Raw genomic sequence first — 14,356 nt, forward strand, 5'->3', positions numbered from 1 at the left:
TTTCATTTTTTGAGTTTTAAAAGTTCGCTAAAGAGTCCCGAATTAATAGGTTCATCAGCCTCCTTCTTTTGTTTTTTCAAATAACTTGATACTTCTCTTTTTGAAAGGCTACTCTTCTCATTTTTCTTTCTTTTATTAAATGAGGAGAGTTTTTCTCTATATCCACAGATACATACAAATATCTGTCCCTCCCCTTCCCCACGAAGTTCCATCCTTTTGTGACAATTTGGGCATCTAGCATTGGTCTTTTTTGCAATGCCTTTACGATATCCACATTCTCTATCTTGGCAAACATACATCCTGCCCTTTTTACCATTGACTTCTAGCATATACTTTCCACATTCTGGACATCTAGTTCCTGTGATATTATCATGTCTAAATTTTACTTCACTATTTTTTATTTCACTGACAATCTCCTTGGTATACCCTTTCATTTCATTAACAAACTGCTACTTTGAAAGATTCCCCTTAGAGATATCATTTAATTTTTGTTCCCATTGTGCCGTTAGCTTGGGGGATTTCAAATCCTTCGGAGCCAAATCTAGAAGCTGTTTGCCTTTAGAGGTTATATAGATATCTTTTCCTCTTTTCTCAATTAAGAAACCACCGTATAACTTTTCTATAATATCGGCTCTGGTGGCTACTGTACCAAGACCCCCCGTTTCTCCTATGGTCTTTATTAAGTCCTTGTTTTTGCTATCCATATACCTTACAGGATTTTCCATGGCTTGTAGTAGGGTGCCTTCATTAAAATATGCTGGGGCCTTAGTTTGTCCTGTGGTTTCTAGTATAGAAGATAACTTTAGGATGGCCCCTCGTTCTATATTAGGAAGGACTTGTTCTTCTATATTTTCATTATCTTCCTCTTCTTGATAATGGTATACTGCCTTCCATCCTTCCTTTATGACTACTTTTCCCTTTACTATAAATACCCCATTCCCTGCTTTTGCCTTTATAAGAGTTTGTTCATATTCAAAGGGAGGAAATAACACTGCTAAAAACCGTTTTACCACCAAATCATATATTTTTCTTTCATTTTCAGATAAAGCATTCAAAGACGCCCTTTGTTCTGTTGGGATAATGGCATGGTGATCGGAAACCTTATTATCATCCACAAAGGATGGATTTCCTTTGATTGTAGTCTTTAGAATCTGGTTTGTAAGTTTATTGTAAGCTCCCACAGTACAGGCCTGAACTCTATCCCTTAGTGTCTCTACTATGTCCTTGGATATATATTTAGAATCTGTCCTAGGGTAAGTTAAAACCTTATGATTTTCATACAATCTCTGCATGATGGATAAAGTTTCTTTTGCAGAATAGCCAAAAATCCTATTAGCATCCCTTTGAAGCTCCGTCAAATCATAAAGCCCTGGGGGGTAACTTTTCTTATAAGCTTTTTTAACTTCTATCACTTTTGCACTTTTATCTTTAATTGATTGTATGACATTATCCCTGTAGTTTTTATCAAAGGTACTAGTGCTATTTGTTTTATCATCTTGCCATAGGAACTTTATGCCATGAGCCTGTGCGCTGATTCCGTAATAAGTTTTTGGCTTAAAGCTTTTTATTTCCTCTTCCCTTTGTGCAATCATGGCTAAGGTAGGGGTCTGTACTCTTCCACAGGAGAGTTGGGCATTGTGTTTACAGGTTAGCGCACGGGTGGCATTAATGCCTACAATCCAGTCCCCTTCTGCTCTGGCTATGGCAGAAGCATAAAGATTATCATAAAATTTCCCATCCTTTAGTTTATTAAATCCTTCTTTTATTGCCTTATCAGTAACCGAGGAAATCCATAACCTTTTTATTGGCTTTTTAATATATACCTTTTCGATAATCCATCTGGCAACCAATTCCCCTTCTCTTCCAGCATCTGTTGCTATTATGATTTCTTCCACATCTTTTCTTTCCATCTGTTCTTTTACAGCATAAAACTGTTTGGATGTTTTTTTGATAATTTCTAGCTTTAATCTAGAAGGCAGAAGGGGCAAATCTTCCATATTCCATGACTGATACTTATTATCATACTTTTCTGGTTCCGCCAAGGTAACCAAATGGCCTAGAGCCCAGGTAACAATATATTTATTTCCTTCTAGTGCACCATTTATCTTTTTAGAACAATTAAGGACTCTTGCTAAGTCCCTGCCTACGGAAGGCTTTTCTGCTAATACTAATGTTTTTCCCATATGTCCAATCCTCTCAAAATCATTTCGTCTTAATAGTAGCATACTATAACTCCTGTACCATTGGGTACCATTGGGTACCATTGGGGACGGTTCTTTTTTACCATTGGGGACGGTTCTTTTTGATTTGTCTTTGATTTATTTAGACTTTTAGACTTTAACCTCATATTTTATTTACCATCTCTCTGGTTTAAAGCTTGCACCACATTATAAGATATTTCTAGAAGATTAGCAACTTTCCTTAAGGATAACTTGCTTCCTTTTATTAGTCTTATGATAAGTTCCTTCATATACATATTATTGGCCTTTATCTGTCTTAAATCAATGATTCCTTTTTCATTACAGTATTTAGAAATAATGTATTGTGCATTTTCAAGTCTATACTGTTCGAGGTCTTCTATAATTTCCAAATATTCATCTCCATCTGATTTCAAGTGAAATTTGGCAAGTTCTTTGATATCATAGTTAAAATAACTAAGTATCAATTTCATCTGCCTAGATTTGTTTACACTTTCTTCATTAAGATAATTTTTATAACTACTCCACTTATAATCGCCTACTTCTTTTACTATCTTTGCTTTAACTGGATTATTATGAACATATCTCACTACTTGAAGCAAATATTTCTCTGTTTCAATAGGTTCACTCTTAAAACGATCTTGAAACACATGCCCCGTATTCTTTCCTTTTTGATTATATTTCATTGCAAATTTGATATTAATCTTCTTTATTGCTAATGACATTTCTTTAATTCTTGATTTCAATACTATATGTACATGATTATCCATAATGCACCATGCTACTGTTTCTATTAAATGATCTTCTTCTTGTTCTTTAAGCATGTTTAAAAATTCTGTTTTATATACTTCACTAGAAAAAATCCAACTTCTATTGTTTCCGCGCATTATAATATGATAATATCCTGTACTGCTTTCTTTTCTTGCCTCTCTTGGCATAAAATCACCTCCTGTCAAATTATTGACAAAAGGTATAATTTAATACACAAAATAATCAAAAAGAACCGTCCCCGATGACTAATATTAAAATAGGCTCTTTGTCAATAGTTGGAGTAAGATTACAATCAATCCTACCCCAACTATTGACAAAGAGCCTATTTTTTTATTTACATGATGCTTTCTACTGTTTTTACTACGTTATCTACAGTAAAGCCGAACTTTTCAAATAGTATTTCCGCCGGTCCAGAAGCTCCAAAGGTATCTATGGAGATTACTTTTCCCTCCAATCCTGTGTATTTATGCCAACCAAAGGAGGAGGCTGCTTCTACAGCAACTCTTTTGGTAATATTTTTTGGAAGAACGCTGTTTTTGTATTCTTCACTTTGTTTTTCGAACACTTCCCAAGATGGCATGCTAACTACTCTAGCATTAATACCTTTTTCTTTTAGGATTGTATAAGCTTCATTGATTAACTGTACTTCTGAACCTGTTGCCATAAGAAGAACATCTGGATTTTCTGAATCCTTTAAGATATAAGCACCCTTAAGAGCATCCTTTCCGTCTGTGCCTAAATCAGGTAGATTTTGCCTTGTAAGTACCAAAGCCGTTGGTCCATCATTAGTTAATGCCGTATACCATGCTGCTGCAGTTTCTTTTCCGTCTGCTGGGCGATATACTGTAAATCCTGGCATACTTCTAAGCGCTGCCAAATGTTCAATAGGTTCATGGGTAGGACCATCCTCTCCAACCCCTATGCTATCATGGGTAAGCACATAAGTAACAGGAAGGTTCATTAGGGAAGATAGTCTCATAGCACCTTTCATGTAATCACTAAATACAAAGAAGGTCGCTCCGAATGCTCTTAAGCCGCCATGAACAGCCATTCCATTAACTATGGCAGCCATAGCATGTTCTCTTACCCCAAAGTGAAGATTGGCACCTGTTCTATCTTCTGCAGAATAGTCTCCTTTCCCATCCATATAAGTCTTAGTGGAAGGAGAAAGGTCAGCAGAACCACCAATAAGGTTAGGGATAATCTTTGCCAGACGGTTAATTGCTTTACCTGAAGCTTGTCTCGTGGCTACAGAACCAGTTATATTCCATAGTTCTTCATCGTTTAGAAGATCTACTGGAAGTTCTTTGCTGTTCCAGATATCCCACTCTTTTGCTAACTCAGGATACGTTTCTTTATAAGAAGCAAATAATTTATTCCAAGCTTCTTCTTCCGCTTTACCTTTTTTAATAATATCATCCATGTGATTTCTTACTTCTTTAGACACATGGAATTCTTCTGCAGCATCCCAGCCTAAGAACTCTTTCATTGCAGTAATGTTTTCTGCTCCTAAAGGTTCCCCATGCGCTGAGGCTTTCCCTTGTTTTGCAGGAACTCCATAACCGATTTGAGTCTTGATTTCGATAAGGGTTGGTTTCTTTGTTTCTTTTTTAGCTTGTACTATTGCCCTATTGATGGCTTCTACATCTGTTCCATCTTCAACGGTTAAAACCTGCCATCCGAAAGCATCAAAGCGCTTTCCTACATTTTCTCTAAAAGCAATATCGGTGCTTCCTTCTATGGAAATATTATTAGAATCGTATAATACAATCAGTTTTCCTAACTCTAATGTACCCGCTAAGGATGCTGCTTCTGATGAAATACCTTCCATCATACATCCGTCCCCAGATAAAGCGTAGGTGTAGTGGTCAACTATCTTGTGTTCTGGTCGGTTAAAGTGAGCTGCTAAATAGCTTTCTGCCATCGCCATACCCACTGCAGTAGCAATCCCCTGCCCAAGAGGGCCTGTTGTAACTTCAACCCCTCTTGTATGACCGTATTCAGGATGACCTGGGGTTTTACTGCCATATTGCCTAAAGCTTTTTAAATCATCCATGGTAAGACCATATCCAAATAAATGAAGTAAAGAATATAAAAGCATAGAGCCATGTCCTGCGGATAGAACAAATCTATCTCTATCCATCCATTCCGTATTGTTTGGGTTATGCTTCATTTGTTTTGCCCATAGGCTATAGGCCATGGGTGCTGCACCAAGGGGTAGTCCTGGATGTCCTGAATTAGCCTTTTGAATCCCTTCAGCTGCTAAAACTCTAATGGTGTTTACACTCATTCGCTCGATATTATTCATTTTTAAATCCTCCTTATTTTGATTAAAATTCTGCATTCCTTACTGTTCTAGGGAAGGAAATAACATCCCTTATGTTGCCCATTCCTGTTATATACATAATTGCTCTTTCAAAACCCAAACCAAAACCTGCATGCTTCGTTCCGCCATATCTTCTTGTATCAAGGTACCACCAATAATCCTCTTGCTTCATGCCTAATTCCTGAATTCTACTTTCTAGTACTTCAAGTCTTTCTTCTCTCTGGCTTCCCCCGATAATTTCTCCTACCCCTGGGACTAATAAGTCCATGGCGGCAACAGTTTTACCATCATCGTTTTGTCTCATATAGAAAGCTTTTATTTCTTTAGGATAGTCGGTAACAAATACAGGCTTATTAAATACCTTTTCTGTTATATATCTTTCATGTTCTGTTTGAAGATCAATCCCCCATTCCACGGGATATTCAAATTTATTGCCAGACTTCTTTAATATATCGATGGCTTCTGTATAAGTAATCTGCCCAAAATCAGAATTTACAATATTGCTTAGTCTATCAAATAATGTCTTGTCCACAAATTGATTGAAGAATTCCATTTCCTCAGGAGCATGCTCCATAACAAATTGAATTATATATTTTAACATATCTTCTGCCAATTTCATATCATCTTTCAAGTCTGCAAATGCCATTTCAGGTTCAATCATCCAAAACTCTGCTGCATGCCTTGCTGTATTAGAATTTTCCGCACGGAAGGTAGGTCCAAAGGTATATACATTTCTAAAGGCCATAGCATAAGTTTCAGCAGATAGTTGTCCACTAACTGTAAGATTTGTTTCTCTTGCAAAGAAATCTTTTTTAAAGTCGACATTTCCCCTATCATCCTTTGGGATGTTGTTAAAATCCAGATTAGAAACCTTAAACATTTCTCCTGCACCCTCAGCATCACTTCCTGTGATTATTGGAGTATGTACATAAACAAATCCTTTTTCTTGAAAGAATTGATGAATAGCATAAGCCGCTAAAGATCTTACCCTAAAAACTGCTGAAAAAGTGTTGGTCCTTGGGCGAAGATGGGCTATATTTCTTAAAAACTCAAAAGTATGCCTTTTTTTCTGTAATGGATAATCTGAAGAGGAATTTCCTTCCACTGTAATGGTTTCCGCTTTAATTTCGAAGGGTTGTTTTGCTTCGGGGGTTTTGACCATAATCCCTTCTACTGTAATGGAAGCTCCTATATTTAGTTTTGTAATCTCGTTAAAGTTATTCATGCCTTCTTCAAACACAATCTGAACACTTTTAAAAAACGAACCATCATTTAGTTCAATAAATCCGAATGTTTTGGAGCTACGGACTGTCCTAACCCATCCTCCTACCGCAACTTTACTATGGGCATATTCTTCTGTATTCCTGTAAAGTTCTTTAACTAATGTATATTCCACCTGTTTTTCTCCTCTCTTTTAAAGCCTATGCATTAAAATTCTTCATGACCTTCAAAAGGGCAAGTTTTATCTTCGTTCATGTAGTGGTAGGTGACACATGGCCCCTACCATAACTAAAGAAGTACTTTCATACATCCTTATAGTAAATAAATATTAGCTTTTTGGCAAGCTTCTATCATTTCATCAGACCACACTGTTGCTTGTACTTCTCCAATATGAGCCTTTTTCAAAAAGAACATGCATAACCTTGATTGGCCAATGCCTCCCCCTACGGTATAGGGCAGCTGACCCTTAAGTAGCTGTTTGTGAAAGTTCAGCTCTTTTCTATCCTCGCACCCCGTTATGACAAGCTGTTTTAAAAGGGCATTTTCATCTACTCTTATTCCCATCGAGGATAATTCCATAGATTTTTCTAGTATGGGATACCAAAAAAGTATATCTCCATTTAAAGTCCAATCATCATAATCTGGGGAGCGACCATCATGCTCCTTGCCCGATGCCAGTTTTTCTCCAATACCTATGATGAATACGGCCCCTCTTTCTTTTGTAATAGCATCTTCCCTTTGTTTAGGAGATAAGCTGGGGAATCTATCTTCCAGTTCTTGGGTGGTTATAAAGGTAATTTCTTCAGGTAAAGCTGGTTTGATGTTGGGGTATAGCTTTTCTACATACCCTTCGGTCTTTTTAAAAACATTATATATTTTCTTAACTATCTCTTTTAATGTCTCTATATTTCTTTGTTCCTTTGTTATAATTTTTTCCCAATCCCACTGATCCACGTAGATAGAATGAAGATTGTCTAATTCTTCATCTCTTCTTATGGCATTCATATCGGTATATAAACCTTCTCCTACAGAAAAATTATATTGTTTTAGGGCCATTCTCTTCCATTTAGCTAGGGAATGTACTATTTCTACAGTTTTTCCTCCTATGCCATAAACATCAAAGGTTACCGGCCTTTCCACTCCACTTAAATTATCGTTTAATCCTGTTTCACTTTTAACAAATAAAGGTGCAGATACCCTCGATAAATTTAGCTCTTCCGCCAATGCTTTTTCAAAATAATCCTTTAATTTTTTAATTGCATCTATAGTTTCTCTAATGGAGAGAGGAGATACATATTCATTAGGTATTATTAAGGCTTTTATTGCGTCATTCATTAATTTTCCCCCTGACTTCTTTTTGCTTGCTTTAATTTTATCATTATATCATACTCAAAGTGAATTTTAAAATAGTTAATGCATATTTTTGCTACAATCTAGAAGTTTAATTCCAATCGTTGTAGGGGTTTTACAGCAGGCCCATCTAAAACTTCCCCCGTATAAGTAAACCTTGAGCCATGGCAGGGGCAATCCCAAGACTTTTCCGCATCATTCCATTTTAACTCACAGCCTAGATGAGTACAGGTTGTATCTACAAGATACACTTTCCCGTTTTTATCTTTGTAAGCTCCTATTCTTCTTCCCCCTATCTCAATTGTTGTCCCTTCTTCTTCTTTTATATCGTTAAGGGTATCTCGCGGAATATCTAGTTTCCCAGAAATCAGTTCCTTTGCAACATCTGCATTGATTTGCATAAACCTTTTGGCTGATTGTGTTAAAGTAACCCTCGAAGGGTTAAATACTTCTTCACAGGAATTTTTTTGTTTAAAATAATATCCCTAATAAGGGCCCCTGCTACTACACTATGGGTCATTCCCCATTTCTTAAAACCCGTAGCCACATACATATTATTTGCAGCCTTTGTAATTTTCCCAATATAGGGGATATCATCTAAAGGCATACAATCCTGAGTGGACCAATGGTATAATATTTTTTCTACGTTATAATTTTCATTGGCAAATTCTTCTAACCTTCGGTAATGTTCTGCCGCCTCCTTATGATGCCCAGTCTTATGTTCCTCCCCAACAAGAAGTACCAATTCTCCATTTTCATAGGGCTGTGAACGGAGAGAATGGCTGGGACTTTCTGCAGAAAGATACATCCCACCAGGAAACTTTTCCTTGATTTTCATTCCGAGGGCATAAGTCCTTGATTCATACATCCTAGCAAAATAGAACCCGTAATGATCATGCACTGGAAAATGTGAGGCAATAACAACATGTTTGGCAGTTATTTTACCCTTATCGGTAATTATGATATAAGGATCTTCACCCGTGATTTCTTTCATTCTCGTATTCTCAAATATAAAGCTACCTTCTTTAGAGATGGTTTCTGCTAAGGGGAGTAAGTATTTTCTCGGATGAAATTGGGCCTGATTATCGAATCTTATGGCACCCTTAATAGGAAAGGGCAGAGGCAGCTCCTTATCGTAAAAAGCATTTATACCTAATCTTTGGGCTGCTGCTACTTCTTTTTCTACCTTAATTATGTATTCATCGGATTGAGCATAAACAAATGACGGTTGCCTCGTAAAGTCACATTTTATATTGTTTTCATTTATAATTTTATTAATCTCTTCTATGGCCCATAGATTAGCGTCAGCATATAGTTTTGCCTTTTCTTCTCCAAATTTATTAATTAGAGTATCATATATAAGGTGGTGCTGTGCTGTAACCTTGGCAGTGGTATGCCCTGTTACCCCTTCTAGAATTCTTCTTGCTTCTATCAAACAAACTTTTAATCCTTCCTTTTTTAAATAGTAGGCAGTCTTTATCCCTGCCATCCCCCCACCGATAATAGCCGCATCCACCGATATATCTTGCGATAGCTCCGGGTAATTAGTCGGTGGAGTTGAAGAAATCCAATAAGATTTAGATTTTTCTTTTATCATCTTTTTTATCTCCTTTAAATAATATATTTCTAATTAGTTTGTGTAGGAATTCTTTCAGTTATGTATGCATACATTTAAAATGAATTAAATATATAAATAAAGGTGATTTTATGAGCAAAATATATAATCGCAAAGCAGCTTCTGAATATGCTATTAAATATGGTCTATCTCCAAATCCACAGTATGTGTATTATCAAGGGGATGATTGCACAAACTTTATTTCCCAATGTCTTGCAGCTGGAGGCGCAAAAAAATCATTACCATCCTACCCATCCTTGGTGGTATCAAAATGGAAGAACTTCTATCTGCTGGGCAGTAGCTGCTTCCTTATACTGGTATATTAAAGTAATGACAAAAGAAAATCAGCTAGGCATAAAAGCAAAAACCATCTCCATAAAGGGAGATGGTTTATATGACTCCTCCATTGCTGATTTATTAGAAATGGGGGATATTATTCAATATAGAAACAATCAAGATAGGATACAACATTCTGTTATTATTTCTGGATTTAATGTTGTTAATGGTATAAAAGAACCCCTTATATGTCAGCATACCTATGAGGCTATAAATATTCCTTGGAGAAAAAACTTCAAGGAAACCATATTTCATCATATTGTATCAATTAGTTAAATAAGTAAACTAATGACTTCAGAGGCCGCCGCCTTATCTAATACAATTGTTGTATCGTGATGAAGCTGTAAAATCGATGCAGGAACCTCGGGGGTAATATCCCCGGCAATAGTCCTTTTAATTATTTCTGCCTTCTTGGATCCATTGGCTAAAAGAACAATTTTTCTAGCCTGCATAATCGTCTTAATTCCCATGGTAATAGCTTTTTGGGGCACTTCTTCGATGGAATCAAAGAACCTACTATTTATTTCAATAGTATTTTCATCTAAGTTCACTAAATGGGTTAAGGCTTCGAATTTTTTACCCGGCTCATTAAATCCTATATGTCCATTTTCACCTATTCCTAATATTTGAAGGTCAATTCCACCGGCTTCTTTGATCTTATTTTCATAAGATTCACATTCCTTATTGATATCTTCTGCCATGCCATTAGGAATGTGGATGCGTTCCTTTGGTATATTGATATGGTTAAATAAATTATCTGCCATGAAATAATAATAACTTTGTAAATTATCCCTGGTGATAGGATAATATTCATCTAAGTTAAATGTGGTAATCCCTGATAGGTCTAGCCCCGCCTCTTTATGCATACGTACCAATTCCTTATACATACCCACAGGGGTTCCCCCCGTTGCAAGTCCTATGGTACCCTCTGGTTTAAGATGAACCTGGCTTGCCAGTATATGCGCTGCTCTCTTGCTCATTGCTTCATAATTCTCTTCTACATAAACTCTTAGATTGTTAAACTTAAAATTCATATAATATCTTCCCCTTTCCAAATGTCAAATAAATATCTACTGCTTCATCGAATATGGTGATATCGGCGTCTTTCCCTACTTCGATACTTCCCTTTTTCTTATCAATACCAAGAGCCTTTGCTGGGTTGATTGTAACAGTAGAAATAAGTTTGGGAAGAATCCAAGGAGTGTACCTACTAAAATTATATACCGCTTTATTTAATTTGAGAATACCCCCAGCCAAAGTTCCATCTTCTAATTTTGCATAACCATTCTTTACGAACACCCTTTGACCCCCTAAGGTGTATTCCCCATCTTCTTTTCCAGCTGCTCCCATACTGTCTGTCACTAAGATTATATTATCAAGGCCCTTCACCTTTAGAATCATTTCAAATAGCTCTGGGTGAATATGGATGGTATCTGCTATCACCTCACAGGTAATATCCCTCGTTAATGCCGCCCCTACTCCTCCAGGACTTCTATGATGCAGACCTGTCATAGCATTGAACAAATGAGTAACATGGCTAATACCACAGGAAATACCCTCTAGCGCCTCCTCATAGGAGGCATTTGTATGTCCCATGGAAAGTACAATATGGGTTTCATTTTTAACTTTTTTAATAAATTCCAAGGCTCCTTCAAGTTCAGGTGCTAAGGTAATTAAAGAGATGATATCTTTATACTCCCTAATGATTTCAAAATCAGGTGCTCTAATATACTGCTCATCTTGAGCCCCTTTAAACTTCCTATTTATAAATGGCCCCTCCATGTGAACGCCTAAAACCTCTGCTCCATTAACCCCCCTTTGCTTTACCTGACGTACCCTATAAAGGGCGTTATATATTTTGTCTAAGGGCATGGTCATGGTAGTGGGTAGGAAAGCTGTTACTCCATTTCTTGCTATCCCTTCACTTATTCTTTGTATAGCTTCCTCACATCCATCCATTGTATCGTATCCGTCATATCCATGAATGTGTAAATCAATAAATCCTGGGGAGATATATCTACCCCCTACATCTATTTTGTCCATATGGGCCATGGCATATATCTCTTTTTCATCAACAATAGCTCTAATCTGCTCATCAAAAATAACTGCTTTGTTTCGATATATTTCTCCCTTTATAATTAGTCTGCCATTATATAAACATTTCATATTTATTCCTACTTTCGTGTCTAAATACTTAACTGTTCATCAATGTCTTTGGTTAGAATCCCGTGGCAATTATAACCACTAATCATTGTAATAGACACAATTTCCTTACATTTTACCATATACCTTTTTCCTTTACTATATAAAAAAGAGTAAAATAAAAAACCAACTAAAACAGTTTATCCTAGTTGGCTTCTATTATTCTTTTTCTTTATTTTAAAACTAAATGCTGCCTATCAGATGGCGAAATCTAAACTCAATGAAAATATTCAAAAACACAAACTACCAATTTTGTCATTCTTGTTGTAGCGAATAGTCTCATTATTTACGGGTCTTCCAAGATTCTTCATTCCGCTTCATTCTATTCAGAATAGGATAACTTAGTTTCGAAACCTCCCCCTGATTCCCTACAATATCTCTCCTGTTGTGGTGATAATCACTTCCTTATAGTTTACAATCTTCTGTGAACTTAGCATTGCAGTCTTAACAGCGGATACAATTCCTCCACAGCAAGGTACTTCCATTCTGACTACGGTGATGCTTTTTGGATTATGAATTTTTAGCATCTCAGTAAGCTTATTTGTATAGTATTCATTGTCATCTAGTTTAGGACAGCCTATCATGGTAATATGATTTTTAATAAAATCTTGATGGAAATTGGCATAGGCAAAAGGAGTACAATCTGCAGCAATAAGCCAATCTGGATTATTAAGATATGCTGCACTTGGATTAATTAGTTTTAACTGTACAGGCCACTGCATTAACTCAGATTGAAGATCTTCTTTAGGTTCAGATTTAACTTCAACCTTTTCTTTAACTGCAGGCTGCTTTCTTTCTATGGTTTTTGCCATGGTTCCCGGACAGCCGCAAGGCATAGGTGAGGCTTTAGCTTTTTTTCTTTCTGCCATTTTCTTTTGAACCAGTTCTTCATCGTAGGGCTTACTTTCCCTTTCGATGATTTCTATAGCATTGGTAGGACATTGGGGTAGACAATCTCCCAAACCGTCACAGTATTCATCGGATATGAGTTTTGCTTTCCCATCAATAAGTTCTATGGCTCCTTCATGGCAAGCTTCAATACATAATCCACATCCATTACATTTTTCTTCGTGTATATGAATAATTTTTCTTAACATTTGAACTCCTCCCTTGTGATTATGGCCTCATTATAGCATTATTAAAATATAAATCTGTGATATATATTACAAAAATACCCCATTTGTTATATCTTTCTTCTAACTTGACTAATCATATCCATAAGTTATAATAATCTAAATGAAGTAGTGAAATGAGGATATCCATGGATTCAATAGAAAAAATCTATAAGAAAAACAGTATTATAAAAACCGAAAACCCCTCTCCTAATCATTATTTTTATAAGGGCTTTAAACTAGGTATTCCTATTGCCCTAGGGTATTTTCCCGTGTCTTTTACCTTCGGTCTAATGGCAGTTAATGGGGGTATTCCTGTTTGGCTTTCTATTTTTATTTCTTTTTCAAATCTTACCTCTGCCGGGCAATTTGCAGGTGCCTCCTTAATAATTCATAATGCCTCCCTGTTTGAAATTGCTCTAACTACCTTTGTAATAAATATTAGATATATGTTAATGTCTCTTTCTTTATCGCAAAAGATTGTTCCGGGGATGCCTCTAATTAAAAAATGTGTTATGGCCTTTGGAATTACCGATGAAACTTTTTCTGTTGCTTCCCTTGAAAAGGATGATATAACCTTTTCATATATGCTAGGCCTTATTATTGGACCTTTTTGGGGCTGGGTTTTAGGTACAGCCACCGGAGCCATAGCCTGTAATTTACTGCCAAGCCAATTACAAAGCTCTATGGGAATCGCCCTATATGCTATGTTTATAGCTTTGGTAATTCCAACAACAAAAAAAATCAAAAGCTGCTTTAATCGTAGTGCTTTCGGGGATATCTATAAGTTCCATGTTTAAATGGCTTCCTTGCATAAATCAAATATCTAGTGGCTTTAGAATCATTATCTCTACCATTATTGCCTCCACTATAGGCGCATTATTATTTCCGAAAGGAGAGGAAATATGAGTTATGCTTTTATCTCTGTCATAACAATGGCCCTAGTAACCTATATTCCTAGAGTCTTGCCTCTTGCAGTTTTTAATCGGAAATTGAAATCAAGATTTCTTCAATCATTTTTATCCTATCTCCCTTTTGCTGTTTTGGGTGCAATGACTTTTCCAGATATTCTTTATTCCACAAGTCATTTATCCTCTGCAATTGCTGGCATGATTACTGCCCTTGTTTTAGCCTATTTTGAAAAAGGGCTTATGACTGTCGCCATCAGTGGTATTATTATGGTATATCTTTGGGAATTATTTATTTAAATTTTGTTAAGTATGAA

8 protein-coding genes and 4 pseudogenes are annotated in these 14,356 nt (G+C 36.3%); 3 read left to right on the top strand and 9 right to left on the bottom strand.

What is annotated here, in order from left to right; genetic code table 11:
• Window positions 1-2: 2 nt before the first annotated feature.
• The 6 genes and pseudogenes from GX308_07385 to GX308_07410 all read right to left on the bottom strand — a co-directional run bounded on the left by GX308_07385 (window position 3) and on the right by GX308_07410 (window position 9,463).
• Window positions 3-2,183: pseudogene (locus GX308_07385) on the bottom strand (DNA topoisomerase III).
• Window positions 2,184-2,350: 167 nt separating this feature from the next.
• Window positions 2,351-3,136: a transposase gene (locus GX308_07390; GenBank protein ID NLK21893.1), complete on the bottom strand. Its 786-nt coding sequence runs from the start codon at window positions 3,134-3,136 to the stop codon at window positions 2,351-2,353.
• A gap of 167 nt (window positions 3,137-3,303) precedes the next feature.
• Window positions 3,304-5,277 (bottom strand): transketolase, encoded by a 1,974-nt coding sequence (gene tkt / locus GX308_07395; GenBank protein ID NLK21894.1) that lies wholly within the window; start codon window positions 5,275-5,277, stop codon window positions 3,304-3,306.
• Window positions 5,278-5,299: 22 nt separating this feature from the next.
• Complete coding sequence (gene asnS, locus GX308_07400; GenBank protein NLK21895.1) at window positions 5,300-6,691, bottom strand: asparagine--tRNA ligase; 1,392 nt, start codon at window positions 6,689-6,691, stop codon at window positions 5,300-5,302.
• Between the two features lie 137 nt (window positions 6,692-6,828).
• The gene (locus tag GX308_07405; protein ID NLK21896.1) at window positions 6,829-7,851 is read right to left on the bottom strand and encodes an aspartate--ammonia ligase; all 1,023 of its coding nucleotides are present in this window, start codon (window positions 7,849-7,851) and stop codon (window positions 6,829-6,831) included.
• A 98-nt stretch (window positions 7,852-7,949) separates the two neighbouring features.
• Window positions 7,950-9,463: pseudogene (locus GX308_07410) on the bottom strand (FAD-dependent oxidoreductase).
• 110 nt (window positions 9,464-9,573) lie between these two features.
• On the opposite strand from GX308_07410, the pseudogene GX308_07415 reads away from it, so the two are divergent.
• Window positions 9,574-10,093, top strand: a pseudogene (locus GX308_07415) (methylase).
• On the opposite strand, the gene nagB reads toward GX308_07415, so the two are convergent.
• The 3 genes from nagB to GX308_07430 form a co-directional block, all read right to left on the bottom strand.
• Window positions 10,090-10,851 carry a glucosamine-6-phosphate deaminase gene (nagB, locus tag GX308_07420; GenBank protein ID NLK21897.1) on the bottom strand — a complete coding sequence of 254 codons (762 nt, stop codon included), beginning with the start codon at window positions 10,849-10,851 and terminating at the stop codon, window positions 10,090-10,092. The pseudogene GX308_07415 and the gene nagB sit on opposite strands and share 4 nt — an antisense overlap.
• Entirely contained in the window at window positions 10,841-11,983 is a 1,143-nt protein-coding gene (gene nagA, locus GX308_07425; protein NLK21898.1) for an N-acetylglucosamine-6-phosphate deacetylase, read from the bottom strand. Before nagA ends, nagB begins: the two co-directional genes overlap by 11 nt.
• A gap of 404 nt (window positions 11,984-12,387) precedes the next feature.
• Window positions 12,388-13,116 carry a 4Fe-4S binding protein gene (locus GX308_07430; GenBank protein NLK21899.1) on the bottom strand — a complete coding sequence of 243 codons (729 nt, stop codon included), beginning with the start codon at window positions 13,114-13,116 and terminating at the stop codon, window positions 12,388-12,390.
• Window positions 13,117-13,280: 164 nt separating this feature from the next.
• Here GX308_07430 and GX308_07435 point away from each other — a divergent pair.
• A pseudogene (locus tag GX308_07435) lies at window positions 13,281-14,040 on the top strand (AzlC family ABC transporter permease).
• The gene (locus GX308_07440; GenBank protein ID NLK21900.1) at window positions 14,037-14,339 is read left to right on the top strand and encodes an AzlD domain-containing protein; all 303 of its coding nucleotides are present in this window, start codon (window positions 14,037-14,039) and stop codon (window positions 14,337-14,339) included. Before GX308_07435 ends, GX308_07440 begins: the two are co-directional and overlap by 4 nt.
• The last annotated feature ends 17 nt before the right edge of the window (window positions 14,340-14,356 follow it).

This window comes from Candidatus Epulonipiscium sp., from assembly GCA_012519205.1.
In the GTDB taxonomy this organism is placed as follows: domain Bacteria; phylum Bacillota; class Clostridia; order Lachnospirales; family Defluviitaleaceae; genus JAAYQR01.

Coding starts and splice junctions, on each gene's coding strand:
- nagA (NLK21898.1), bottom strand. CDS start 11,983: ATGAAATGTTTATATAATGGCAGACTAATTATAAAGGGAGAAATATAT.
- GX308_07440 (NLK21900.1), top strand. CDS start 14,037: ATGAGTTATGCTTTTATCTCTGTCATAACAATGGCCCTAGTAACCTAT.
- GX308_07405 (NLK21896.1), bottom strand. CDS start 7,851: ATGAATGACGCAATAAAAGCCTTAATAATACCTAATGAATATGTATCT.
- nagB (NLK21897.1), bottom strand. CDS start 10,851: ATGAATTTTAAGTTTAACAATCTAAGAGTTTATGTAGAAGAGAATTAT.
- tkt (NLK21894.1), bottom strand. CDS start 5,277: ATGAATAATATCGAGCGAATGAGTGTAAACACCATTAGAGTTTTAGCA.
- GX308_07430 (NLK21899.1), bottom strand. CDS start 13,116: ATGTTAAGAAAAATTATTCATATACACGAAGAAAAATGTAATGGATGT.
- GX308_07390 (NLK21893.1), bottom strand. CDS start 3,136: ATGCCAAGAGAGGCAAGAAAAGAAAGCAGTACAGGATATTATCATATT.